Raw genomic sequence first — 23055 nt, 5'->3', positions numbered from 1 at the left:
CCTCGATGAGCAAGCAAGATCATGTACTCGCTATTGATCAGGGAACGACCTCTACCCGAACCATCGTTTTTGATCGGAATGCCATCGAGGTTGCTAGTGCTCGAAGTGAGTTCGCGCAGCATTATCCTGATGCCGGCTGGGTAGAACATTGCCCTGAAGACATCTGGAATGATGTTCTTAAGACGTCCCGTGCCGCTTTGGAGAAATCCGGCATGCTGGACCGCATTGCTGGCATAGGGATTACCAATCAGCGCGAAACCATAGTTGTGTGGGAACGCGCAACAGGCAAACCCATTCACCGCGCCATTGTTTGGCAGGACCGCCGGACCGCCGCCACCTGCCAGAAACTGCGCGAAGAAGGTGCTGAATCGCTTGTACGCGAGCGAACAGGCCTGCTGATTGATCCATATTTTTCTGCCACGAAACTGGCATGGATACTTGATAATGTATCTGATGCCCGTACCCGTGCAGAAAAAGGTGAACTGGCGTTCGGAACCATTGATTCCTTCATTCTCTGGCGCCTGACCGGGGGCAAAGTTCACGCCACTGATATTACGAATGCATCCCGCACGCTTCTGTTCGATATTCATCGCCAACAGTGGGATGACGATCTTCTGCGTCTCTTCCGTATTCCGGCCGCTTTGCTACCTGAAGTAAAAGACAACAGCACCATTTTTGGTGAAACTGATCCCGCGCTATACGGGCGCGCCATTCCCATCGCGGGCATGGCAGGCGATCAGCAGGCCGCCGTGGTGGGGCAGGCCTGTTTCACGCCCGGCATGGCAAAAGCGACTTATGGCACCGGCTGCTTTGTGCTTCTCAACACAGGTGAAAAGCCTGTAGCTTCCAAAAACCGTATGCTCACCACGATCGCCTATCGCATGGGCGGGAAAACCACTTACGCGCTCGAAGGGTCCATTTTTGTAGCTGGAGCTGCCATTAAATGGCTCCGTGATGGCCTGCATCTGATCACGCACGCTTCGCAAACTGATGATATGGCAACCCGTATTCCACATAGCCATGGGGTTTATATGGTTCCCGGGTTTGTCGGTCTTGGTGCTCCACACTGGGACCCTGACGCACGGGGGCTTATTTGTGGCCTCACACTTGATGCGACCGCAGCTCATATCGCACGGGCAGCTTTGGAATCCGTAGCTTATCAGACGCTGGATCTTATTACCGCCATGACGCAGGATGGTGGTGGCACCACAGACGCACTGCGCGTGGATGGGGGTATGTCAGCTAACGACTGGTTCTGCAATTTTCTGGCTGACATGCTTCAGGTCAAAGTAGAGCGGCCCAAGCATATTGAAACCACGGCATTGGGTGCTGGTTTCCTTGCAGGCTTGGCCACTGGCGTTTGGGAAGATGAAAAGGCTTTGGCAGCCACATGGCAGCACGGCGCAACATTTGAGGCATCCATGCCCAATGAACAGAGACGAAGCATGATTGCAGGTTGGCATCAGGCCGTGCGGCGTACCTTATCTCAAAATAACCCGCTTTAATTTTCTGTTTTACGCGTAGTCCCGAAGAAACATTTTACATTTCCGGGACTACGCCTTAATTTTCAGCTTACCGATCTAAGATTTACGAATTTTAACCGTAACCTCTTTGGTCACTCCACCCATAAATGAAAATTTGACTGAAACGTCCTGCCCAACCTGAATAGGTTTGTCAGTATTCATGCATAATAAATGATACCCCCCATGTGGAAATACGAGGGTTGTATGGGCTGGCAATGGCAAGTGCGTGAAGAGATTTATAGTTCCTGGGGTGCTTTCCTGATCCGAGTGATGCCCAATTAATGTAGGACACGATGGTGACGTAACACTCGTTAAGAGATGAGGCTCATCTCCATTATTTTTCAGTGTGAAATAAAGTGAGTAAATATTGGGAGTGTCGTCACTACTCTCCATAATGACGTCAGAAATAACCATGTCTTGCTGAACATTTGACTGGCCGGGCATAGACTGTCCAACGTCCTGATTGGCTGCATAAGCAGAACCAATGCCAACACTGCCCAAAAAAAGACTGGTCATAAGGCATAAAGCCGGTCGTACAGTCATAAGAACTCCCGTATTGGCCCGCTCTCTCTTGTCATGAGAGGCAGTGTGGACCTATTTATAGAGACATCACTATACCGCACTGTTTTCTATAAAGGGCAAGGCTATCATTTTTTGTTCTAAACCGTGCTGGCAACAAGAATTGAAGGTAATCTATGCGTTGTCCCTTTTGTGATAATCCGGATAGCCAGGTAAAGGACAGCCGCCCCAATGAAGAAGGTTCTGCCATACGGCGGCGCAGAGCCTGCTTGTCGTGTGGGCAACGCTTTACAACGGTGGAACGCGTCCAACTCAGGGACCTTGTTGTCGTAAAGGCTGATGGTCGTCGTGCGCCATTTGAACGAGAAAAACTGGCTCGTTCCATTCGTATTGCCTTACGCAAAAGACCGGTACCTGATAGCCGAATCGAGCAGATTGTTTCTGGGCTGGTCCGCCAACTGGAAGCTTCTGGCGAAACAGAGGTCCTGTCTGTACGGATAGGCGCTCTAGCCATGGATGTGCTGCGTGAGGTAGATACGGTTGGGTATGTACGTTTTGCCAGCGTGTATAGAGATTTTACCGAGGCAAAAGACTTTTCAGAAATTTTGACGTCCATGGACCGTCTAGGCCCTGAAAATCAGGAAAAAGACTAGACCTTGAGCCATAAAGGCGTCATGTAGCCCCGCTGACTCATAGTAAACGGGTAGGCAGGAGATAGGAATGACTGAGCTGCACGATCAAACAGAACTTAAGGGAGCACAACGCCCGCGCACGGCTGCGCGTGTTGCAGCAGTTCAGGCATTGTTCCAAATCGAACAGAATAATGACAGGGCTGAAAGTGTTGTTCAGCAGTTTCTGGTTCATCGCTTTGGGACAACGTTGGACAATGCTTCGTATGAAGAGGGATACGTTCCAGAGCCTGATACCCGGCTCTTTATTGCCGTTGTTAAGCAAGCGACGGCCCAGCATAACGCAATTCTAGAACAGCTAAACGAGACCCTACCAGCCACATGGCCGGTGTCACGTTTGGATCCTGTACTACGCGCACTGTTTCAGGCTGCCATTGGTGAAGCGCTGGAGCGGGATTTGCCCTCTGCAATTCTCATTAATGAGTATATGGATATTGCACACGGGTTCTTCTCTGGCGATGAACCGAAATTGGTAAATGGGGTGCTGGACACTGTGATAAAGCGCCTGAATGGACAGACGGATAGCACTGATGTCGGGCTTGCTGAGGACACCTCCACAGACTGATCTTCCTGCGGAATTTGTATTTATAAAGCAACACTTCGCTAAGTTGGCAGGACCAGCGGCATTAGACCTCAGTGATGATGCCGCCGTCTATACTCCGCCTTTAGGCAAAGACCTTGTCATAGCGGCTGACGCCATGGTGGAAAACGTTCATTTTCTACCTACGGATCCGCCAGAGACAGTTGGCCGTAAGTTATTACGCTGCAATCTTTCGGATTTAGCCGCAATGGGTGCAAAGCCTGAAGGCTGGCTTCTCACCCTAGCGCGCCCCAATACCTTACCTGACACTTGGTTTGCACAGTTCTGTAACGGACTGGAGCAGGACCAGAGAATTTTTTCTCTCAGTCTCATGGGTGGAGATACAACCTCCACCAAGGGACCACTAGTTCTCTCACTGACTATTTTAGGTTCGGTTAAACCGGGTCAGGCTGTGAAGCGCAGGGGTGCTAAAGATGGTGACGGCCTATGGGTTACTGGCACGATAGGGGATGGCGCTCTTGGCTTACAGGTATTGCTAGGGAAGCTTACTGACGCCTCTGGCTACCTAGCCGGTCGTTACCATTTGCCTCAACCGCGTGTTGGCCTACCCCTAGCTGGTATAGCCTCTGCTGCAATGGATATCTCTGATGGGTTGGTACAAGACGCAGGACATCTTGCGCGTGAAAATGGCTTAGGCGTAGTCCTGCATGCGTCTCAAATTCCACTTTCTCCAGCAACGAAAGCCTGCGGTGAAGAATGGTTTGAAACATGTTTGACTGGGGGCGATGACTACGAAATTCTTTTCAGCGTCCCACCTGAACATGAAGCAATGCTTTTACAAAATCCGTTCATGACCACTGTAACTGGACAGGTCCCGATCACCCGCATTGGACATTTTTGTCAAAAACGATCGGGCGTCACAGTGATAGGATGCGCCGGAGCAGAAATGACCTTTTCACGCCACGGCTGGAGCCACCTCTAGTTCCATTTTTCTAAAGACCTGAGGCTTCGAGTGTTTTTTCATACATTCTGTGAGTTTTGTAGGGCTCAGGCACAATGCGCTCTATAAGATTACGAATGCCGGTGTTGGTCTCTAACACCCACCCCAATTCAATTGTTCTATAAGGAAGGTGCCGCCCGCGCTGCATCAGCTCATCAATGAGCAAAGCAGGAATAATGGCGCTCAGAGCCGTTCCTGCGAGCTTCTTTTTGACGCCCAGTAAAATTACCCGTGCAGAGTGAAAGTCGTGGCGGAGTATGCGTGTAGCCAGTTTAACCCACCCCAAGGGTGACGGAGCCCCGTTAAGATCTCCGCTGACATCGTAAACGTTGGGAACAACTAACGCGATTGCGACCGGCTCGTTGTTGAATTCCACCAGAACATATTGCTCCGGCTTCAAAATAGGCTTCATTGTTTTCAAAAGAGACTGCACTTCATGACTGGTAAGGGGTACATTTCCCCATGTCCCAGCCCATGCATCATTGTAGATATCTTTCAGAATTTCAGCGTCTTCAGGGATATGATCGGTCCTTAGTCCCCTCACTGTAACAGAACCAAGCCGCTGCCGAAGGTTGGCCGGCACCTGATTCGCCTGCTCGGCCTCCTTACTTACTTCCATTTTGTAAGAAAACAAATCAACGGCTTTCTCGAAGTCTGCTGCTTCAATGGCTGGGCCAAGCGTCTCCGGGTGCCACCCCATTCCAACCATAGGCGCTTCATTCTGCCCCACAATCATGGTGCCAGATTCGCCATTGCTATTCAGGGTCCACGGCCCCCGAATACGCTCTATATCAAACTGCTTGAGCCAATTTTCGGCGGCATCAAGAAGTGGCTTCACACATGCCGCATCCAGCGCATCCAACGCACCAAAAAAACCTGTTCTCGGCTCTGTTGTCTTTTCTAACGCGAGAAAATCTATCTGTGCAGAGATCCTGCCGATAGGCTTTTCACCCCGCCATGCAAGGAAATAACAGGCTTTTCCATGTGCAAAAAATGGAGACTGTTTGGGACTAAGCATCCCTTTTTGCTCCATGTCTAATGGAGGCACATATCCTGGCAAACCACTATACAAGAGTCGGGGGAGGCGGATGAAAAGGGCAAGCTGACGAGCACCCACCACAGGGGATACAATAATCTGGTCAGGCTTGGTCATTTGCGCTCCGTCGACTACAACTCTAAACCGCAAGGTGATGCATCATTCCTATCGAATGGGGAAGGAAAAAGTGTGAGGGAAATGCCTACAAACAACGCGACCACGCGTTCTATCCTGATCACAGGCGCTACAGGCGGTATTGGGGCTGAGCTGGCAAAACGATACGCACGGCCAGGGCGCACTCTTATTTTATGGGGACGCAATGCAGAGCGCCTAACAGAGGTGGCTGCTCTTTGCTGTGCGCGTGGAGCCGCTGTCATCACGCGCCAAGTAGATTTAACGGATGGAAAAGCTGCTCTTGATGCGCTTTTTGAAGATGACACCCGCGCCCCTCTGGACGTGCTGATTTTAGGAGCCGGCTTATCCGATATCAAGGCAGCGAGTGCGACAACGGAAGACCCTAACAAGGTACTTCAGTTGGCCTTGGTCAACTACACGCTCCCGGTAACTCTTGCCACGGCGGCCGCGCAGCGCATGATTACGCGAGGGCACGGCAAGATAGCATTTATCGGGTCAGTTGCTGGCTTTTACGAGCTTCCATTTGCAGCATCCTATAGTAGCTCAAAATCCGGTTTAGCGTGCTTTGCAGAGGCTGCTCGACTGGACTGGGGACGTCATAATATTAAAGTCACCCTCATTGTGCCTGGATTTGTTGATACTCCCATGAGCCGACGCCTTAAAGGAGCGCGTCCTTTCCTTGTGTCAGCAGGCAGCGCAGCAAGACAGATCATACATGCTGTCGCCACAAGCCAAGCTGAATATGTCTTCCCGTGGCAGTTCAGAGTTCTACGCGTTGTAGAGAGGTTACTGCCTCAGTTCATACGCAAAAAAATCTTGTTATCTCTGAAAGCTGACCAAGAATAAGTTGGGCAAACAAGATTCGTAATTTTTAAGGAGTAGTCTCCACAGAAATGTGGAGGTCCGGGCGGCACCCACAAAAGAAAGGTATGGCTCTGTTCCCCTTGTGAATTTTTTACTTCACCCAGAAATTATACCCCCAATAATACCCCCAAAATAATATGCTCTAGGGGTATCATGGTCCTTCTTATCAGACTCGCGCTTCAACGTTTCGGGCTGCCGCAGCCTCGACCCATGCGACCACCTCTCGCTCCCGCCAGCGCACACAGTTTGCGTTGAAGCGAATCGGACGGGGAAAGCCTTCTTCCTCAATCTTCCGGTAGAGTGTTCGGTGAGCAATCCGCAGCCGGTCCATAACTTCCTTTGCCGTCATAAACTGGTCTAACGCAGTTATCGGTGCATCACGCTCTAATGCCTCACCCATTCCCACCTCCCACTGCGTCCTTACGGGCAATCACCAACCCGCGCCGCTGCATTATTTCACTGATGCGTTGTGATCTCACGTCAGGCTGGTTGTCATAGGGGACGTAGCTTTCCTCGAGCAGGTCGCGAACCAGAGCTATTTGTTCATATATGCTCATCCCAGCGCCTCCCGCGCTGCGTCGATGGCTTTGTTTGCGGCCCGTTCAGCCTCTTCGATCGTGGAAAATTCGTGAATTTCTCCGTCCTCGTCTTGGTATGCGAAGAAAATACGAATATCAGCCGCCTCAGACGTTTCAACGATTTCAAATGGCTTTTTCTCGCACAGCATGTCAGCCATATCAGCATGACCACTTTCGGGATCGCCAACCATATAAAACCATTTATCCCGTTTAGAGATCTCCGCCCTGACGCGCTGTTCTACACGGCGCTCGGCTTCGATAATGTAGGGCGCAATGACCGAATCATATAAATCAGCGGCTAACTCTCCGCATTCAGATTTCCCCACATTGATAGTTTTTCCATCTGGGGTTAGTGCATCTACAAGAGGATACCCATGTCCATCATCGCCATAAGTGTGCAGAAGTGTGTAATCTTTCATTACTTCACTTATTTTCTCAATCTGCTCCTCTCTCGTCCTCATGGCGCTTTCCTTTCTGTCGGGACAAACTGTCTGCGCCGGACACGGCCCGTATATCCGCACTCATGACACCCATTTCCACGTTCCGGTGATGTGGTCATTTCTGGATATTCGCAGCATCCAGTGCAGTGTTGAGACCACGTCACCATTTCGCACAGGTCTAGCCCGTCCCGTTCTGTTTCGATAAAAGCCCATGCCTTACGCCGGTCTAGACGAAACCCCGCAAGTGCATCTCCCTGCTTGAAGGTGAGGGGCGTATCAACGCCATTTCTCCTCGAGATAACGCTACCTGTCATGGCGCGGCTCCTAGGTTGCGGATTATTTGTGCCGCAGTTTCGTAAAACTCTATTTCAGTATTGGCAGCTTCACTTGCTATTTCAGTGATACCTGTTGCCGGGTCATAGCTCCCATAATCATCGACAACCTTTTGCTTATACTGATCCATCTTTATAGCGCACCGTTCCCGTTCTGCCGCCAGCATTTCGGCTATTTGCGTGGGGGTGAGGACAGGGCCTTTATAAATCCATCCCTTCATATCCTCGTCTGTCAGGAAATCCTCTGGCCCATGATGATTGTATTCTGTCCAGCCGCCGCCGTTCTGGTGCCAGTGGTAAATGATGTCGGTTTCTTCCAGATCAGGGATTTGGAACGCATGGCCGCCATCCCGCTCAGGAAACATCGGGACACCGGGCCGTTCAGGGTTGGGCCAGTTTGTGGGGGTTTTCAGTTCCTCGCTCATGATTCCGGGCCTTTCAGGGCTTCTTGGACCTTCAGTTGAAGGTTCGCATACGCCTCCATTGCGGCCACGTCTTCTCCAGCGTCCATCAGACTTTCATACGCAGTAAAAAGAGACAGAATCTCTCTCAACCGCGCAATCTCCGCATCCTTCTCGGCAAGTTTGGCGAGGGCGTCTGATTGGCGGACGCACGGGACAGGATCACGCAGAGTACCTAGTATTGTGATGACGAGCATATCCGCGCTCGTGACAGGATTACCGATGGCTGTAATCAATTCTTCGCAGGCAGCAACATAGTGTCGGTGGAAGCGCCATTCATTTTCAGAATTGTTCTCCGAAATTTCTTGAGCAAGACGATCGACATTTTTTAACTGCTCTTCACTCAGCGGCAGCCGCACGAATACGCCAGTGGGTTTGTCGGTCATGCGAATTCCCCTTCATTCAGTTCGGCGGCTCGTTCGGTGGCGGCCTGTTTGACAAGTTCCATCCGCGCGGCGTCGTGCTGCTCAAGCTGAGAGAGCAGGACGCGGTAATTCTCAGATCCGGTTATTTTCCGAAGAGCAGCTACGTCTACCGCTCCATTTATAGCCTTCAGTGCCCGTTCTGACCGGCCCTGCAAGTCATCTGGCGCTGCTGCTTCCCGAGGCTGCTCCATGCGCAGCGGATGAACTGTGTAGAGTTTCTTGCTTCCGCGTGTGACTTGCAGGCCCAGCGCCATATCCTCGTCCAGCCCAGTCATATGGGTGATGCGAATTCCGCCCACTTTGATCCCGCCGAACTTAACCTCGGGGTCACGGTGCAGGGTGCAGGATTTTCCGGCGTACCCTTTGCCATCATTGCCCCAGACCGCAACTAACACGCGGCGCATAGACTTGCAGGGATACCAGGGTTTTCCTTTGCACCCCTTATAAAACACGGCGATAGGCTGATCGTGGCTGCCCTGCTTAACATCCTCAATCGTGACGGTAATCGGGCCGCCCAGAAGGTCATCGGCATTGAGCTGATCAGATTTAGCGATGATGGTTTTTGAAAGATCGACCATTATACAAATATTTCCTCTTCAACCCGGCGCGATGTATCAATCAAGCGCAGATCGGGGTTATTCATTGCTGCGTCATATTCAGCGCGACGAGACAGAAGCCGAGCCTCAAAACCCTCGGCAGCTTCAATTAGAAGGGCCTGAAACTTCGGGTCCGAGTACACGCGCTTAACCAGCATTTTCCCGCCACCGAGTGCAGGAAAGCTGATGAAATCTAGCCACTTGCGGTTGGAAACCATCAGCCCCGTCTGTATCTGCGGCATGTATTCAATCGGCACTTCTTGAGAGCAGATCGTCTGCATTTGCAGGCCAGAAACACGGGACTTGCACTCGATCAGACCATCATCTCCGACAAGGCCATCCGGCGAATACCCAAGAGTAAAGCCCCATTTGTCGTTTGTCATAAAGCCGACCTCAGACACGGGCGCGATATGCCGCGAGTAGAGAACCTTTGCCTCCATCTCGTCTTCATGCCCTCGCTGCATTGCGCGGGTCTGGAAGTTTTCATCGCCAATGCCGTTTATGCGCTGACTGAGAAGATCGAGGACGATACGCTCCGATGTTTCGTTTTTAGCAATGCCGCTGCATGTTTTGGTGAGTAGTTTCCCAATAAGACTGGCCGTGAGCACACCGCATCTGGCTTGCAGCCACTCATCCGTTCCTTGCTCAAGGTCGGTGAAGGTTTTTAGCGTCACGCCACATCCTCCAAAACCAAAGCCTCACCCTGCTCGGTGCGAAACCGCAGGCTTTTCCCCAGCCGTTCGCTATCAGCAAGCAACTTTACGTCACGCTCCATCTGCTCAATCACGCGCAGTCGTGCGTCCGGCGCTAACCGGCGCGGGTGCATGTGGATGTATTCGCTCCAGCGGGTTGTGATGCGCTCCATCAATTCGTTCTCATATTGAATGTCTTCTGCGCTTGCGGGATCGAGCGGCATCACACGCACTCCGCAGCTTTTTCTGCATGGTCCACATCATCGCGCTCGATTTCATCAGCAATGGCCGGTAGCTCAATCACCGCGTCCAGTGCCGTCATTCCCATGCGGCCCTCAACCTCAGTCGTCGCGTAATGCAACTGACCGACCAGAGGTGAAATTTCTTCCCCGGCTTTGCGGATGATTGCCGCAATTTTCTTGAGGTTTGCTTTTTCTGCTGCCAGCATGTTGCCCGACAGCACCTGATGAAGACTGCGGTATCCACGCGCAGCGGGGTAGGGGCTCCCAATACCGCCACGCATATTGTCTGGGTATCCACCCATTGACTGTGACATTTCAAAACTCCTGATTGGAGAACAATTCGCCGGTAACACGGCCACTTCACCGGGCCTGCCTGAGGCCCGATGCGTGCGGCGGTGTCAGTAATTGATGGAAACGTGCGGGACTTTCCCGAGCGCTATGGCTTTCACAATTTCTTTGCCGACACTCTCAGATGCGCCGGCATCCACGATGGCAAGCAGAGCAGCATTATTGACCGCGCTTTTGTGGGCCTTGTCAGCGGCACGGCGTTTGGTCTCGGCTTCCTCGCGGCTCTTTTCTGCCGCAACGCGATCACGCTCTGCCTGAATAGCCCGCTCTTTTTCTTCTTTCGCGCGATTTGCGGCCTCAACCTTTTCGCGTTCAGCGCGGGCCTGCGCCTCTCTCATCGCCTGTGCGGCTGCCTGCTCTCTTGCAACCGCGGCCTGAGCCTCACGCTCAAGTCGATCACGCTCTGCCTGCGCTGCTTGCTCAGCCTGTAGGCGGCTACGTTCTGCTGCTTCATGAGCAATTCGTTCTTCGCGGGCGATACGCTCCACTTCAAGTCGCTTGCGCTCTTCTTCTGCCGCCAGCGCAGCCTGACGCTCAGCCTCTTCTTGCTTATTACGGCGAGCCTTCGCCGCCTCAATATGCGCAGAAAGGCTTACGCTCGATTGCTCGAACGCCAACTTTGCGCGCTCTTTAAATTCCTCAAAGTCGCGGTCATAAAGGTGCTCAAGTTCGGATTGACGGGCGGAAACAGTCTCTTCATCCGGAGCGAAATCGAACCGGGCTAGGGCCTCAATGTCCCGAATTGTGATTTGATGACCTTCAACACGAGCAGCTTCGCGCTGCTCAAACTCAATGACTGGTGCCTTTACTTCATCGCGCAGGTTATCCAATCTTGTCGTAATGATGCGGCGGTCTGCATTGACGCGGTCAACAGTTAGCTTTGCCGCCTTCTGTACTTCCTTGCCCATATTATCCAGGGCGGTCTTTGAGCGTGCCACGTCATAAGCCACAGACTTGATATGCTTGCGGCCCTTTTCAGTTGTGGCATCCAGCACCATGCCACGGACGTGCAGCTCCAGCTTTGAAACAATGTCCTCAACACCGCCATCTGCAAACACGACGGACGGTACAAGCGTTTCCACCACATCAAGTGTCAGTTCTTTTTGCATTATTGCCTCGATTAATATTTCTCAGCCAACACGGCCACGAAGCCCGGTCCGCAAACCGGGTGACGCGGGGGTGTTAGAGGAATGCGGAGCCTAGATCAGCAAACACCGCGCCGAACGCCATAAGCATTGCGAGAAGGTCTCCCGTTACTGCGTTGCCTGTCTCTGTGAACATGAGGGCAGCAGCCAGAGCGCTGTAGACGCCGAACCAGAACAGGGCTTGCAGAAACGGGTTGCGTGCGGCCGCATTCCAGATCCAGCCAGCTATGGCGGCGAGGAGAACGATTGCGTCTTCGGCCCGCTGGCGTAGGGTAGGGCGCGTGTAGAGAGTGCCGGGCATTATGCGGCCTCCTTCTGAGCAACTTCCCATGCAGATGCACGCAGGCGGATAAACTGGATCAGCAGACCGTACCCCCGCCCAATTCTGTTATCGCCGTGGCGGCAGCCTACCGCGCTTTCAAATTCATCAAGAGTTCCAGAAAAACAGCCACGGTTTGTGTAAATACTTCCGTCTTTTTGGCGGAAATACGTAAGTGTCCCGCCCTCAGAGCCTACACTGGAAAACCACCCAATATGGATGCTTAGAGACACCTGAGCATCGCCGGACACCTGAGCATTGCCGTACACCTGAGCATTGCCGTACACCCGAGCATCGCCGGACACCCAAGCATTGCCGTACACCTGAGCATCGCCGTACACCTGAGCATTGCCGTACACCCGAGCATTGCCGTACACCCGAGCATTGCCGTACACCCAAGCATTGCCGTACACCTGAGCATCGCCGTACACCCAAGCATTGCCGGACTGCTCAAGGTTCGCCTTGGCTTCAATGAAGCCGCCTAGATCACCGGCAGAAACGCCAATGGCAGCAATAGCTACGAGTGCACGGATACGGTGCAGTGTCCGCCCGTCCCAAGATTTCGTTGTTTCGTCAGTGAGTTCATATTTAGCGGGAGCAGTCTGCTGCTCTACCGCGCTTGTCTGTGTCATTGCCCATCTCCGTGGTGATGGGCTAAATGTGACATGAGGTCACAAACTACGTCAATAGAAAATGTGACCTTACATCACAAAAATTCTTTGGCTTGATCTCAGATCAATTTTTTAATTAGAACATAACAAGAACATCAACCCCGGAGTCACACCATGGCCGCCACAGAGCGAATCATCTTCCAACCCTACATCTGGCGGAAGTCTGGCAAACGCACGATTCTAGAACCCGGCGCGGCAGTTGCGTGCAGGAATGCCGAGGATGCGTTACGCCGGATTGAGAAGGTGAGGGGTGGACTGCTCAGTGTTGCAGGCGCTCAGGCTGTCCGAATTTCAGTGGACGAAGAAGCGGGGGATTACGGAGAGCCTGAGGTTTTGGGTAGTGTGGGAGATGTGCCGGGGGAGGATATAGGGGTGTGATGTGAGTGAATTTTCTTACTCAAAAGGTAAATCAATTTGACGCATTGACGGGTGCCTATGCTGTTTGACCTTTATAATTCGTGTCTCAGTCTTTAATCCAGTGTCTGTCTGCCATTGCTGAACAACGACGTCACATACCAAAATATCACCTTTAGTGAATGATACTTCATTTCTATTCACTGAGTTAATGAAAGTTTCGTCCTCTATGGAGGCCCACACTACATTCTGCCCATCGCTAAGTTTCCACTTGTGGTCAGCATCGAAAGATAAATTTACAATTGAAAAAGCTACAGTCGATGGCGAACTAATAATTAAGCTGTCGACGCTTTCTGGCGGCCTGAATGATATAATATCAGCCTTGCTTACTACAGCTTCTGCTTTTTCTTTCTTTTCCCCTGTCTGCCTCACAGAGATAGTGTTTATTCCTTCTTTTTCCAGAGGTTTAATAGCAGCAGCGGCGGCCTTTCTTACTTTCAAATCCCGAAATAATGCGACTGTTTGCCGCGGAGCGATGATCTTGTTTTCCTCTCCGTCCTCGTAAGGAAATTCGAGCTCAACGTTCCCATCCTCTAAAATATGAGCACGCTTGGGCTGCCTTCCCCTAGCAAGCTTCAAAAGCTTAAAGAGGCCTATAGTTACATCTTTCCCACTAATTCCTAAAAATACGCACAATGCTGCCAGGGCTGTTGCGTCTTGTCCTACCAAGAGATCTTTGGCGTAACTTACCCACCCTTGAAGCAAATGCAGCTCTACCTCGAAGGAACCCCGAACAAATCCTGCACGGACCCTTACTGAGAGGTTGGATTTTTCTCCATTAATGACGCGGTTTGCTTCTTCGAAAAGCTTTCCCATAGCTAGGAGAGCTGGAGCTAAATCCTCGACAGCCATCTCTCCGCACTCAAGTGCGGGCCCGTCATAATTAATCGAGAGAAGCTTTGTACTCATCTCTTCCATTTATCACATTCCCTTAAATCAGTCATTTAAATTAGAAGTATAAAAGCAGCAGTTTTCTGCGAGTTTTTATATTTCAAGAAGCTTTAATCATCGTTGCCGTTCTCCTTTTGTTCTGCCATAGTCAGAACATGAACAAAGCGGTGAGATTCGAGGGGGAGGGGTTAGGCGGCACTGGACGGGTCGGCCTTGTCGGCCAGCCTCTCGGCCACGGCCCTGAGCGCCAGCCGCTCGCCCTCGTTCATGGCGCGCCACATGCGGATAAGGGAGCGTTCGTCGGCGTCTTTAATGATTTCGCCGCCGTCTTCCAAAGAAGGAACCGCTTGGCCGTGGCGAAGGTAGTCAAGGGTGACGCCGAATAAGTCAGCGAGGGCGCACATTTTATCCCACGCACTCGGGATGCCCTTATTCTCCATGCGGGATAGGTAAGTGCGATCTATGCCAGTGGCAGCCTGAATATCCACCTGGCTTAATCCACTATCAATCCTGAGTCGTCTGATCCGAGCAGCGAAGGCTTTATTCATACGATCACTTTGGCACTTTCTTATTTCTTTTGTGTGATCTCATGTCACAATAATCGTTGACGAAAAGTGTGATCTCATGTCACAGAAAAGCATGAGCATCAGATCGATAATCAAGAAGGCTGGTGGACCATCTCGTGTCGCTCGCCTTCTAGGCATTCACCACAGCGCGGTAATCCGCTGGGAGAATGTGCCCTATGAGCGGGTTATTCCGCTCGAAGCCGCAACCGGCATCCCCCGCGAGGAGCTGCGCCCCGACCTGTTCAAGCGCACCCCCACCCCGGAGGCGCGAGCATGAGCGAAAATAACCATACGCCAAAAGAAAAAGAATTCTTCCGGCGCATAGCTATTGAGTGCGGGTATTTAATTACTCCAGGACAGGACCTGCGCCTGATTGCTGTACCGAAAAATATGCAGCGTGAATTTGGCGAACGACTGACAAAGGTATTTGCATCACTCCGCTATGCAGCTGATCATTTACCACATGATCTGGAACGAGAACTGTCAAAGTTCCTTTCACCGGAAACTCTGGACCAGATACGTCAAGAGCAATCTTCAACTCTACTTCACCGCTTGAAGCAGATTCAGGTTCCCGATCTAAAGACAGAAGTTTTAATTCAATGGATGGCTGAGTTTGAGACTGAGACATCAGATTTACCTTCTCAAAAAGAAAACAACTGCGGTCAGGAGCTTCCGACTCCCGGCCACACAGAAACGGTAATTCCGGACGGCGGCAGTGTCACCTTGCATGGATTGGGCGGGGAGGTGCGGTCATGAAAGAAAGTTCCCGCGGCAAAAGCGTACCCAACTGGCCTGAGCAAAAAATTACCCAAGTGGTGAAGCTGTATGGCGAGCTTAAATCTACATTTCGCGTGGCTGCTGAAGTAGGGGTTGCGCCAGAAACTGTTCGCAAAGTGCTGCGGCAGCAAGGCGTGAAATTACGAAGCGCCACGAAGCCAGTCACGCCACAGCAAATTAAGAAGTTTGAGCATCTCAAGCGGGCTGGCTGGACGATTAACGCAATAGCGCGTGATAGCGGGGTCGCGCCCGATACTGTAACGAGGCACCTAAAGCGTTCTCTGTGTAATACAGCGCCGTGCAATACAGCTTTCGTTAAACAAGAGGCCACAAAGCCCACGCTAAAAGCATTCCGCGAGGCCTTTGGTTCTGAGCCACTGCGTGTCGAGCATCCGGTCGTAATGCGCGGTCTATGTCGCGGCCTCGATCGCTGGCGGGGGTTTTCACTATGATCACAAACAAACCCTACAAGCCCGGCGCGAACATGAAGCCCGCGTACCGCCGCAGCGTGAATAGTGCTGAATGGACAGCCTTTGGTGTCCAAGCTCGCGCCCCGGAATTCCTTAAACAGCAGGCCTCTGGCTCTGATGATGTCGTGGTGCACATCAGCGGCTGGGTTGAGGCCATTTATGTGAGGGGCAAGTAAATGTCCGGCAGCGTCAATAAAGTCATTCTGGTGGGCAACTTGGGCAAAGACCCTGAGGTCCGCACTACTCAGGGTGGCCAGAAGATCGTTTCTTTCCCGCTGGCAACCAGTGACACTTGGAACGACAAGCAGTCTGGAGACCGCCGCGAGCGGACCGAATGGCACCGCGTGGTGATTTTCAATGACCGTCTGGCGGATGTTGCTGAGCGCTTCTTGAGGAAAGGCCGCAAGGTTTACCTTGAGGGCGCGTTGCAGACCCGCAAGTGGACCGACCAGTCCGGGCAGGAACGCTACACGACCGAAGTGATTGTGGAGCGCTTCCGTGGTGAGTTGGTGCTGCTTGATAGCCGCTCCGATAATGAGAGCGGGCAGGGCGGGCACCAGCAGCCTCAGCAGCAGAGCAGGCCGCAACAGCGCAGCAATGACGGCTGGGGCAGTTCGTCCAACCTGGACGATGAAATCCCCTTCTGACGCAATCACGCTCCCATGTGCCCTGTATCAACCCCCAGCTTCCCGGCCACCGCGAGGACCAGCGCAACCCGCTGCCCTTGCGATGCGCCCGGATGCAGAAACGCCCACAGCTCCGCCGTTCTGAGGAGTGAGACACTCAGAAACGGCGTTGCCATGGGCGTTTTGGGGTCTGCGCAGTCGTATGAGTGGGGCATCACCTCCATGTCTGTTTCTCCAGTTCTCAGTTCTCGCAAAACTGAAACTGGCAGGAATAAATTCCGTGGTGAGAGAATTTTTCTCCGCGAGAGCAGAAAGGCGCGACATGACGCCTGAAGCAATCGCAACACAGGTACAGATGCAACTGCATGAAATCGTGGAGGCTAAAGGCTCACGATCTGGCCTGAAACAAGCCTTCGCTTCCATCGCCCGCAAGACCGGGCTGACGGAAGGACAGATCAAGCGGCTGTTCTATGGGGAGTGGAGCGTCATACCGGCGCACATTTTCCTGAGCGTGGAACGGCTTTACCGAAATCACTTGGAGGGTATGAGGGCCAAAGCTGAACATGAAGCCGCCCTTTATCGCGCCAAGACTGAAGAGTGGGGTCGCAAATGGGGCGATTACTCCTGCAATGGCACATCAACGTCACACGCTGGCGTGCCACTCGCGCAATCAAGAGAGCACTCAAACTACGAGAGCTTGCACAGTGGCTGAACTCGAAAGCGGACGCCCTACAGGCCAAGGCTGATCGACTTGAGAGGGAGTGTGGGGAATGAGTGGTACCGCTGAGAAAATCGTGGTAGACGGATATGGTGTTCTTCCGCACATCAAGAGCCGGATTAAGCAGATTTACGGAACACAACGTAATTTTGCAAAGCATCTTGGCTGCACGGAAAGCCATCTTTCCGATGCCCTCAATGCTCGAACAGCTTACCCCAAAGGATTTTGGGAAGGCTTAAAAATACGAAGAAAAACGTATTATGAGTTGGAGGCGGTAGCATGAACATTATCCGCTTCGAACTCCCGTTCGCCTACTCGCTGCCCAACAAAACCAACGGGCAGCACTACTTTGCGGCAACGCGAGACAAGAACGCTATGCATCGTGCCGTAGCTGCCGCGAGCGTTGGCCTGCGGCCTCCTGAGCCATTCCAGCGCGCCCGTGTGGAAATCGAGCGCCACGGCGTGCGTGCGCCTGACCCTGACAATCTGACGGGCGGGGCCAAGCGCCTGATTGACTGCCTAACTACGCCGCGCCTTCTGAATGTGCGGACGGAAGGGGCACGCCAGCGCGTCAAAAACAAGCGCGGGCTGGGCTTTATAATTGACGATGGCCCGGAGCATATCGTGCTGAATGTGCGGCATGTTCCAGCACGCCTCTGCGCACAGAAAACAGTCATGACGATTACGGAGATTTTGCCGTGATTATCAGCAGTTTTTCACGATATGCGCAGTACCCAACACCCCGCAACCCTGCTAATATGGCGAAGGCCGCTAGTGTTCGAGCACCGGGCGGCCTTCTGACCAATTCTTGAAAAGGACTCAAGTAATGGCTGAAAGTTTTTGTACCATGCCTGAGCCCCTTACGCCAGCCGATTGTGATCTGCGGGGCTTTCCTTTTATGCCCTTGGATGTTGCACGCCTGATTGATAGCGATCTCTTTGCTTTATCGACGGGTGATGAATTTAAAGCGGCTGTAGCGCTATGGTGTAAGTCATGGATACAATTGCCCGCAGCTAGCCTGCCAGACGATGACCGCATTCTTGCGCATTTATCTGGGGCAGGGGCGCGGTGGAAGAAAATCCGGGGGATGGCACTCAAGGGGTGGATTAAGTGCTTAGATGGTCGCTTGTACCATCCCGTTATTTCCGAGAAGGCTGCGCAAGCGTGGAAGTCTCGGATAGCCCAAAGAGAGAGAGCGGCAAAGCGGTGGGATAAGCAAAAATCTGAACCCGGCACTGCCGTGGAATGTTCCGTGGCAGTGCCGGATGGATGCCACGGCATATCCCACGGCAATGCAACAGATACAGATACAGATACAGATATATCCTCACTACGTTCGGATATCCCCCCTGTTACACCCCCCACGCCGGAAAAGCCTGATCCGCGAGGAACGCGCCTTCTGGCTGGTTGGGAGCCAACGGACGAAATGCGCCTGTTCGCCATGAGCCTAAACCTAAACCCAACGCCCATTGGTGAGCAGTTCCGCGACTACTGGCTGGGCGCGGCTGGGGCCAAGGGGCGGAAAGCAGACTGGCTCGCAACATGGCGGAGTTGGTGCAGACGCGAGGCCGAGAAAACACGGGGGGCAATCACCCCTCTGCGAAATATCCCGCAAACCCGGCAAGATCGGGTCCATGATGCTTGGGCCGGAGTGCCCACAATACCGGGGGTTTAACCATGAACGAGATTACAACAACCCAGGGCCGGGCAGTTGCCAGCACGACAGAAATTTCCGCAGACCTTGGCGCTGTTGCCGATGCCGTGTCGCGGGGCGTGCCAATGCTGCCCAGAGACCTGACGCCACAGCGCGTTGGTGAGGCGAGGGCGGTTGCTGAGGGTGGCGCCAATGCGGCGAGCCCCGTGCATATCGCATCGTGGCTGAAAGCGCTTGGGGCGCTGACCGTGAACGCCCCTGATGGCCGGGTACGTGCCGCCGAAGCTTGCGCTGCCGTGGTCGAAATTTGCGGCGACATGCCAGCAGCCGTCTGGACGCCAGAGACCCGCAAAGCTTGGGTTACTCAGGGCGAGCGTGGGAAGTTCTGGCCAGCACCTGCCGAGTTGTACGCCCACCTCCTGCCGTATGCCGAGAAGATCCGCCGCCGGGTCGAGGGGTGCCGCAAGATCGTGGCGCTGGCTGAAAGGGCAGGGAAGCGACCTGAGGGTGTGAGCGACGAAGAGCGCAAGGCTGTGTCTGCCCAGATGGCGGCGTGGCGGAAGTCGATGGGGTACGAGGAGGCAAAGCCAGTACGCCGTCCCGTCGTCGCTCAGCCGAGTGTGACGGAACGACTGACGGCCTACCGGAAGCAGCTCGCAGCCGAGCCGGAGGCCGGGGTGTGGATTTTGCCGCTTATTGAGAAACTGGAGGCGCAGGTGGGGCGCAATGTACCGACAGAGCCGCGAGGATTAGCGGAGAGTGCCGTGAAAGCATTTTAAGCGGCATGGTTATGTTTTCTACTCAGACCGCACTCAGCGGGCAACGTGGGGGATTTTAGGGGTATGTGTGAAAGTGTTGAGTATGACACCCTCGACTGGCACGAATGGCCCATGGGCGGTACGAGGGCCATCCCAGTTCTGCCCGATCAGCCCGTGGTGCATGAGCACGAAGTCGGGTTGCTGGATGAGGAGATTTTGCCGCTCATGGGGGATTGACTGAAAGGTCCAGTACCCGTCTAGCAGTACGCGAAAACGCAGTACGTTTTCGCTGTACATGCAGGCCAGTTTGTGAGATTCTGTCAGGCATGGCGCATCAAGTTCAGAACGCATGATCGGCTCTCTGCACTGCGACGGCAAACTCAGGTTCGCCGGACGGAAACGTGCAGAGCAACAAGCGCGGCTTATGCGTAAACGTCACGAGTACTCGCTTGAGAGCTATCCATGCCGTGAGTGTGGCGGTTGGCATATCGGCGGGAATGAGTTCACGAAATATGCGCCACGCCCAGAACGGCGCTGTGTGCAGATTATGGTTGGAGGGTTGGAGTGAGTGACGCGCCCGCTGCTAACAGCGGCAAGCAGGGGAAAAAACCGCCGGTGGGTAAACCATTTCAGAAGGGGAAATCTGGCAATCCAACAGGAAGGCCAAAAGCTCTCAAGGAAGTGGTGGATCTTGCACGCTCTCACACAACAACAGCTATCGAGGCACTTGCACGAATAGCCAGCAGTCAGACCGCTCCGGAAAGCGCCGTTGTCTCTGCCGCCAACGCGTTGCTTGATCGCGCATGGGGGAAGCCAAAGGACACAGTAGCGCTTGAGAATGCAGAAGGCGGTAAGCCCTTTCAGATCGTCATTCGCAAATTGAGCGATGGCTGAGCTCCAAATTCCCGCATACGGTTGGCATCCTCGTGATTACCAAATGCCTCTGTGGACCTATCTTGAGAATGGCGGATTGCGCGCTTATGAAGTCGCTCACCGCCGATGGGGTAAGGATGATGTGGCTCTAAACTGGGCCGCAGTGTCTGCCCTCACGAAGATTGGCAACTACTGGCACATGCTTCCAGAAGCTAGCCAAGCACGAAAAGCGATCTGGGACGCGGTGAATCCGCATACCGGCCGCCGACGTATCGATGAGGCTTTCCCGGCAGAGATCCGTGCCACAACCAAAGAGCAGGAGATGTTCATCCGGTTCATCAACGGTTCGACGTGGCAGGTCGTGGGCTCGGACAACTTCAACAGCCTCGTGGGCTCGACGCCGATTGGTGTGGTGTTCTCGGAATGGGCGCTGGCGAACCCGTCAGCATGGGCGTTCCTCTCCCCGATCCTCCTAGAGAATGGCGGATGGGCGATGTTCATCACCACGCCGCGCGGCCGGAACCACGCCAAGACGTTCTTCGATGCCATGCGCGACGAGCCGGGGTGGTTCTGCGAGGTCTCGAGCGTTGAGAAGACGGGCCGCTTCACCCCCGAACAGTTGGCAGCAGAAAAGAGGCAGCTTGTGGCGCAGTATGGCGAGGACGATGGCGGCGCGAAGTACGAGCAGGAGTATGACTGCTCCTTCGATGCGGCCATTCAGGGCAGTTATTATGGCAAGGCCATGAAGAAGCTGGACGAGCAAGGGCGGCTCAGTGACGTACCGTACAATCCCTCCCTGCCCGTTATCACGGCTTGGGATCTGGGTATCGGCGACAGCACGGTCATCTGGTGCGCGCAGCAGATCGGGCCAGACGTTCGTGTGATCGATTGCATTGCGGGCTCTGGTCAGGGCATCGACTGGTATGTGCGAGAACTTGGGAGGCGGCCCTACACGTACCGGCAACACATCGTTCCGCACGACGCGAATAATGGCGAGCTGGGCACGGGTCAGCGTCGGATCGATACCATGCGCTCCCTCGGCATGGCCCCGATCCGGGTCCTACCACGCACGCCAGTGGATGACGGCATCAGCGCCGTTCGCAACCTCCTTCCCCGATGCAGGATCGATCGGAAGAACTGCCAGCGCGGCATTGATGCGCTCGAGCAGTACCGCAAGTCATGGGACGACGCCAACAAGGTATTCCGCGACAAACCTTTGCACGATTGGTCCTCTGACTACGCGGACGCGTTCCGATATCTTGCTGTTGGTCTGCGGGATAGGGAAGGCGATAAGCCGCGCCGTCCGGAAAAAGCAGCGCCAAGACTGGCGGGAGTTTCAACCGGCTGGATGGGCGCGTAAATATCGTTGTACTGACATTATGCAGTATGCTATAAATCTTTCATGCCGGAAAAGACAGATGCCGATCTTATAACTGAGGTCCAGAAATGCTACGACGAAGCGCAGGCGCACACGAGCCAGTGGCGGGGCCGGGCGCGTGATGATCTCCGGTTTTTCCATGCCGACGCCTACAACCATGCCCAGTGGGACGATGCTGTCTATCAGGCCCGCGCCGGGACGTTCGGTGGCTCTCCGCGTCCGTGCCTGACAATCAACAAAACAGCACAGCACGTCTTTCAGGTTGAGAACGAGGCCCGCCAAAGCCAGATGGGCGTCAAAGTCAATGCGACCGGGTTTGGCGCGATGTCAGAGGCGGCAGATGCGCTGGAAGGCATTGTGCGGCACATCGAGTATCAGTCCAACGCCCAGCAGAACGCGTATGCCTGCGCCATTCAGGGGCAAGTACGCTCAGGCCTTGGGTGGGTTCATGTCGTCACAGACTACGTTCCGGACGCTGACACGTTTGATCAGGATTTTTTCATAAAATCTGTTCCCAATCCACTGAATGTCTATTTCGACCCAGCCGCCCGTGAGCCGGATCATTCAGACCAGAACTGGGCGATGATTGTTGAGGAGATGGACCGCGCCGAGTTCGACCGGCAATACCCAGGGCACGATGATGTGTCTCGTGATCCTTTATCCGGCATTGAGTCCAATAGCGGATGGGTGAGCGAGAACACCGTCAGGGTGGCGACCTATTACCGGCGTAGCGAAAAGAAAGACACGCTCTGGATGACGCCAGACGGCCCGATGCGGCAGAGCGACATGCCAGAAGAGATGGTGGAGCTTTTCCGGAGTAAGGAAGCCCCGTCACGGCCTGTGACCTCTCATGCAGTTGAGAAGATCATCATTGCTGGCAATGCGGTCATTGCCCAGGGCGATACTGTATTTTCCCTGATCCCGCTGGTCCCGTTTGTGGGGATTGAGACACGCGCAACAGGCGGCAATGATGCGGACTACGCTGGGCTTGTTCGGTTCCTGATCGACCCTCAGCGCATGTTCAACTATACGGCCAGCGCCTTTGTGGAGAGCGTGGCGCTCCAGACCAAAGCACCTTGGCTGGCCTGTGCGGAAGCCATTGAGGGGTACGAGCAGCAGTGGGCAGGCGCTAACACCAGCAATGCGGCGTATCTGCCGTATAATGCCGTTGATCACGATACATCGCAGCCTGTACCGACCCCGACCCGCATTGAGCCGCCAACAGGCTCTACCGGGCATTTGCAGGGCATGCAGTCGGCTGACCAATGGATGCAGATGGTCACTGGCCAGTATCAGGCCGAAATGGGAGCGCCGGGCAACGACGCGGATTTCTCACACTTGAGGCAATTTCGGGTCATTTTGTAGAATTCAGTC

38 protein-coding genes are annotated in these 23055 nt (G+C 53.7%); 21 read left to right on the top strand and 17 right to left on the bottom strand.

What is annotated here, in order from left to right:
• The first annotated feature begins 5 nt into the window (after positions 1–5).
• A complete protein-coding gene (gene glpK / locus ACTIDN_RS09820; protein WP_441376904.1) occupies positions 6–1505 on the top strand; it encodes a glycerol kinase GlpK in 1500 nt (499 codons plus the stop codon).
• Positions 1506–1580: 75 nt separating this feature from the next.
• Here glpK and ACTIDN_RS09815 read toward each other — a convergent pair whose 3' ends face one another.
• Positions 1581–2039 (bottom strand): copper chaperone PCu(A)C, encoded by a 459-nt coding sequence (locus ACTIDN_RS09815; protein ID WP_441376903.1) that lies wholly within the window; start codon positions 2037–2039, stop codon positions 1581–1583.
• A gap of 179 nt (positions 2040–2218) precedes the next feature.
• On the opposite strand from ACTIDN_RS09815, the gene nrdR reads away from it, so the two are divergent.
• From nrdR to thiL, 3 genes are all read left to right on the top strand, one after another.
• On the top strand, positions 2219–2695 hold the full coding sequence (nrdR, locus tag ACTIDN_RS09810) for a transcriptional regulator NrdR (protein WP_415507733.1): 477 nt from the start codon (positions 2219–2221) through the stop codon (positions 2693–2695).
• Positions 2696–2762: 67 nt separating this feature from the next.
• The gene (nusB, locus tag ACTIDN_RS09805) at positions 2763–3296 is read left to right on the top strand and encodes a transcription antitermination factor NusB (protein ID WP_415507734.1); all 534 of its coding nucleotides are present in this window, start codon (positions 2763–2765) and stop codon (positions 3294–3296) included.
• A complete protein-coding gene (gene thiL / locus ACTIDN_RS09800; protein ID WP_441376902.1) occupies positions 3262–4254 on the top strand; it encodes a thiamine-phosphate kinase in 993 nt (330 codons plus the stop codon). The genes nusB and thiL overlap by 35 nt, the downstream gene beginning before the upstream one ends.
• A 10-nt stretch (positions 4255–4264) precedes the next feature.
• Here thiL and ACTIDN_RS09795 read toward each other — a convergent pair whose 3' ends face one another.
• Positions 4265–5425: a hypothetical protein gene (locus ACTIDN_RS09795; protein ID WP_441376901.1), complete on the bottom strand. Its 1161-nt coding sequence runs from the start codon at positions 5423–5425 to the stop codon at positions 4265–4267.
• An 81-nt stretch (positions 5426–5506) separates the two neighbouring features.
• Between ACTIDN_RS09795 and ACTIDN_RS09790 the strand changes: the two genes are divergently transcribed.
• Positions 5507–6289, top strand: a complete 783-nt coding sequence (locus ACTIDN_RS09790) for an SDR family NAD(P)-dependent oxidoreductase (RefSeq protein ID WP_441376900.1) — start codon at positions 5507–5509, stop codon at positions 6287–6289.
• Positions 6290–6473: 184 nt separating this feature from the next.
• Here the strand turns inward: ACTIDN_RS09790 and ACTIDN_RS09785 are convergent, their stop codons facing one another.
• The 12 genes from ACTIDN_RS09785 to ACTIDN_RS09730 form a co-directional block, all read right to left on the bottom strand.
• Complete coding sequence (locus tag ACTIDN_RS09785; protein ID WP_441376899.1) at positions 6474–6707, bottom strand: helix-turn-helix transcriptional regulator; 234 nt, start codon at positions 6705–6707, stop codon at positions 6474–6476.
• The gene (locus tag ACTIDN_RS09780; RefSeq protein WP_441376898.1) at positions 6700–6864 is read right to left on the bottom strand and encodes a hypothetical protein; all 165 of its coding nucleotides are present in this window, start codon (positions 6862–6864) and stop codon (positions 6700–6702) included. The genes ACTIDN_RS09785 and ACTIDN_RS09780 overlap by 8 nt, the downstream gene beginning before the upstream one ends.
• Complete coding sequence (locus ACTIDN_RS09775) at positions 6861–7346, bottom strand: hypothetical protein (RefSeq protein ID WP_441376897.1); 486 nt, start codon at positions 7344–7346, stop codon at positions 6861–6863. Before ACTIDN_RS09775 ends, ACTIDN_RS09780 begins: the two co-directional genes overlap by 4 nt.
• A 289-nt stretch (positions 7347–7635) precedes the next feature.
• The gene (locus ACTIDN_RS09770) at positions 7636–8082 is read right to left on the bottom strand and encodes a hypothetical protein (protein ID WP_441376896.1); all 447 of its coding nucleotides are present in this window, start codon (positions 8080–8082) and stop codon (positions 7636–7638) included.
• The gene (locus tag ACTIDN_RS09765) at positions 8079–8504 is read right to left on the bottom strand and encodes a hypothetical protein (RefSeq protein ID WP_441376895.1); all 426 of its coding nucleotides are present in this window, start codon (positions 8502–8504) and stop codon (positions 8079–8081) included. The genes ACTIDN_RS09770 and ACTIDN_RS09765 overlap by 4 nt, the downstream gene beginning before the upstream one ends.
• Positions 8501–9121: a hypothetical protein gene (locus ACTIDN_RS09760; protein WP_441376894.1), complete on the bottom strand. Its 621-nt coding sequence runs from the start codon at positions 9119–9121 to the stop codon at positions 8501–8503. The genes ACTIDN_RS09765 and ACTIDN_RS09760 overlap by 4 nt, the downstream gene beginning before the upstream one ends.
• Entirely contained in the window at positions 9121–9813 is a 693-nt protein-coding gene (locus tag ACTIDN_RS09755) for a lambda exonuclease family protein (protein ID WP_441376893.1), read from the bottom strand. The genes ACTIDN_RS09760 and ACTIDN_RS09755 overlap by 1 nt, the downstream gene beginning before the upstream one ends.
• A complete protein-coding gene (locus ACTIDN_RS09750; RefSeq protein WP_441376892.1) occupies positions 9810–10055 on the bottom strand; it encodes a hypothetical protein in 246 nt (81 codons plus the stop codon). The genes ACTIDN_RS09755 and ACTIDN_RS09750 overlap by 4 nt, the downstream gene beginning before the upstream one ends.
• On the bottom strand, positions 10055–10387 hold the full coding sequence (locus ACTIDN_RS09745) for a hypothetical protein (RefSeq protein WP_441376891.1): 333 nt from the start codon (positions 10385–10387) through the stop codon (positions 10055–10057). Before ACTIDN_RS09745 ends, ACTIDN_RS09750 begins: the two co-directional genes overlap by 1 nt.
• A gap of 84 nt (positions 10388–10471) precedes the next feature.
• Positions 10472–11530 carry a hypothetical protein gene (locus ACTIDN_RS09740; RefSeq protein ID WP_441376890.1) on the bottom strand — a complete coding sequence of 353 codons (1059 nt, stop codon included), beginning with the start codon at positions 11528–11530 and terminating at the stop codon, positions 10472–10474.
• Positions 11531–11603: 73 nt separating this feature from the next.
• Positions 11604–11867 (bottom strand): hypothetical protein, encoded by a 264-nt coding sequence (locus ACTIDN_RS09735; protein WP_441376889.1) that lies wholly within the window; start codon positions 11865–11867, stop codon positions 11604–11606.
• The gene (locus ACTIDN_RS09730; RefSeq protein ID WP_441376888.1) at positions 11867–12517 is read right to left on the bottom strand and encodes a hypothetical protein; all 651 of its coding nucleotides are present in this window, start codon (positions 12515–12517) and stop codon (positions 11867–11869) included. Before ACTIDN_RS09730 ends, ACTIDN_RS09735 begins: the two co-directional genes overlap by 1 nt.
• A 153-nt stretch (positions 12518–12670) precedes the next feature.
• Between ACTIDN_RS09730 and ACTIDN_RS09725 the strand changes: the two genes are divergently transcribed.
• Positions 12671–12934 (top strand): hypothetical protein, encoded by a 264-nt coding sequence (locus tag ACTIDN_RS09725; protein ID WP_441376887.1) that lies wholly within the window; start codon positions 12671–12673, stop codon positions 12932–12934.
• 15 nt (positions 12935–12949) lie between these two features.
• Here the strand turns inward: ACTIDN_RS09725 and ACTIDN_RS09720 are convergent, their stop codons facing one another.
• The gene (locus tag ACTIDN_RS09720) at positions 12950–13888 is read right to left on the bottom strand and encodes a hypothetical protein (RefSeq protein WP_441376886.1); all 939 of its coding nucleotides are present in this window, start codon (positions 13886–13888) and stop codon (positions 12950–12952) included.
• 161 nt (positions 13889–14049) lie between these two features.
• Complete coding sequence (locus ACTIDN_RS09715; protein WP_441376885.1) at positions 14050–14409, bottom strand: helix-turn-helix domain-containing protein; 360 nt, start codon at positions 14407–14409, stop codon at positions 14050–14052.
• A 76-nt stretch (positions 14410–14485) separates the two neighbouring features.
• Between ACTIDN_RS09715 and ACTIDN_RS09710 the strand changes: the two genes are divergently transcribed.
• From ACTIDN_RS09710 to ssb, 5 genes are read left to right on the top strand one after another with little or no spacing between them, the layout of a single operon-like run.
• The gene (locus ACTIDN_RS09710) at positions 14486–14704 is read left to right on the top strand and encodes a transcriptional regulator (RefSeq protein WP_441376884.1); all 219 of its coding nucleotides are present in this window, start codon (positions 14486–14488) and stop codon (positions 14702–14704) included.
• Positions 14701–15183 (top strand): hypothetical protein, encoded by a 483-nt coding sequence (locus ACTIDN_RS09705; protein ID WP_441376883.1) that lies wholly within the window; start codon positions 14701–14703, stop codon positions 15181–15183. The genes ACTIDN_RS09710 and ACTIDN_RS09705 overlap by 4 nt, the downstream gene beginning before the upstream one ends.
• A complete protein-coding gene (locus ACTIDN_RS09700) occupies positions 15180–15656 on the top strand; it encodes a hypothetical protein (RefSeq protein ID WP_441376882.1) in 477 nt (158 codons plus the stop codon). The genes ACTIDN_RS09705 and ACTIDN_RS09700 overlap by 4 nt, the downstream gene beginning before the upstream one ends.
• Positions 15653–15850 (top strand): hypothetical protein, encoded by a 198-nt coding sequence (locus ACTIDN_RS09695; RefSeq protein ID WP_441376881.1) that lies wholly within the window; start codon positions 15653–15655, stop codon positions 15848–15850. The genes ACTIDN_RS09700 and ACTIDN_RS09695 overlap by 4 nt, the downstream gene beginning before the upstream one ends.
• Complete coding sequence (gene ssb, locus ACTIDN_RS09690; RefSeq protein WP_441376880.1) at positions 15851–16321, top strand: single-stranded DNA-binding protein; 471 nt, start codon at positions 15851–15853, stop codon at positions 16319–16321.
• Between the two features lie 5 nt (positions 16322–16326).
• On the opposite strand, the gene ACTIDN_RS09685 is transcribed toward ssb, so the two are convergent.
• Positions 16327–16524 carry a hypothetical protein gene (locus ACTIDN_RS09685; RefSeq protein WP_441376879.1) on the bottom strand — a complete coding sequence of 66 codons (198 nt, stop codon included), beginning with the start codon at positions 16522–16524 and terminating at the stop codon, positions 16327–16329.
• Between the two features lie 98 nt (positions 16525–16622).
• On the opposite strand from ACTIDN_RS09685, the gene ACTIDN_RS09680 reads away from it, so the two are divergent.
• From ACTIDN_RS09680 to ACTIDN_RS09635, 10 genes are all read left to right on the top strand, one after another.
• Entirely contained in the window at positions 16623–17012 is a 390-nt protein-coding gene (locus ACTIDN_RS09680; protein ID WP_441376878.1) for a hypothetical protein, read from the top strand.
• Positions 17013–17070: 58 nt separating this feature from the next.
• Positions 17071–17301, top strand: coding sequence for a hypothetical protein (locus ACTIDN_RS09675; RefSeq protein ID WP_441376877.1), 231 nt, complete (start codon positions 17071–17073; stop codon positions 17299–17301).
• Positions 17298–17720: a hypothetical protein gene (locus ACTIDN_RS09670; RefSeq protein ID WP_441376876.1), complete on the top strand. Its 423-nt coding sequence runs from the start codon at positions 17298–17300 to the stop codon at positions 17718–17720. The genes ACTIDN_RS09675 and ACTIDN_RS09670 overlap by 4 nt, the downstream gene beginning before the upstream one ends.
• 124 nt (positions 17721–17844) lie before the next feature.
• On the top strand, positions 17845–18693 hold the full coding sequence (locus ACTIDN_RS09665; RefSeq protein ID WP_441376875.1) for a DUF1376 domain-containing protein: 849 nt from the start codon (positions 17845–17847) through the stop codon (positions 18691–18693).
• Between the two features lie 2 nt (positions 18694–18695).
• Complete coding sequence (locus tag ACTIDN_RS09660) at positions 18696–19451, top strand: hypothetical protein (RefSeq protein WP_441376874.1); 756 nt, start codon at positions 18696–18698, stop codon at positions 19449–19451.
• A gap of 63 nt (positions 19452–19514) precedes the next feature.
• Positions 19515–19667 (top strand): hypothetical protein, encoded by a 153-nt coding sequence (locus tag ACTIDN_RS09655; RefSeq protein WP_441376873.1) that lies wholly within the window; start codon positions 19515–19517, stop codon positions 19665–19667.
• 187 nt (positions 19668–19854) lie between these two features.
• Positions 19855–19998 (top strand): hypothetical protein, encoded by a 144-nt coding sequence (locus ACTIDN_RS09650; protein ID WP_441376872.1) that lies wholly within the window; start codon positions 19855–19857, stop codon positions 19996–19998.
• A complete protein-coding gene (locus ACTIDN_RS09645; RefSeq protein WP_441376871.1) occupies positions 19995–20324 on the top strand; it encodes a DUF5681 domain-containing protein in 330 nt (109 codons plus the stop codon). The genes ACTIDN_RS09650 and ACTIDN_RS09645 overlap by 4 nt, the downstream gene beginning before the upstream one ends.
• Positions 20325–20367: 43 nt before the next feature.
• Positions 20368–21663 carry a terminase large subunit domain-containing protein gene (locus ACTIDN_RS09640; protein ID WP_441376870.1) on the top strand — a complete coding sequence of 432 codons (1296 nt, stop codon included), beginning with the start codon at positions 20368–20370 and terminating at the stop codon, positions 21661–21663.
• Between the two features lie 42 nt (positions 21664–21705).
• On the top strand, positions 21706–23046 hold the full coding sequence (locus ACTIDN_RS09635) for a portal protein (protein WP_441376869.1): 1341 nt from the start codon (positions 21706–21708) through the stop codon (positions 23044–23046).
• Positions 23047–23055 lie beyond the last annotated feature (9 nt).

Source organism: Acetobacter sp. (genome assembly GCF_052102375.1).
Lineage (GTDB): Bacteria > Pseudomonadota > Alphaproteobacteria > Acetobacterales > Acetobacteraceae > Acetobacter.
This window is presented reverse-complemented; position numbering and strand designations above follow the sequence as displayed.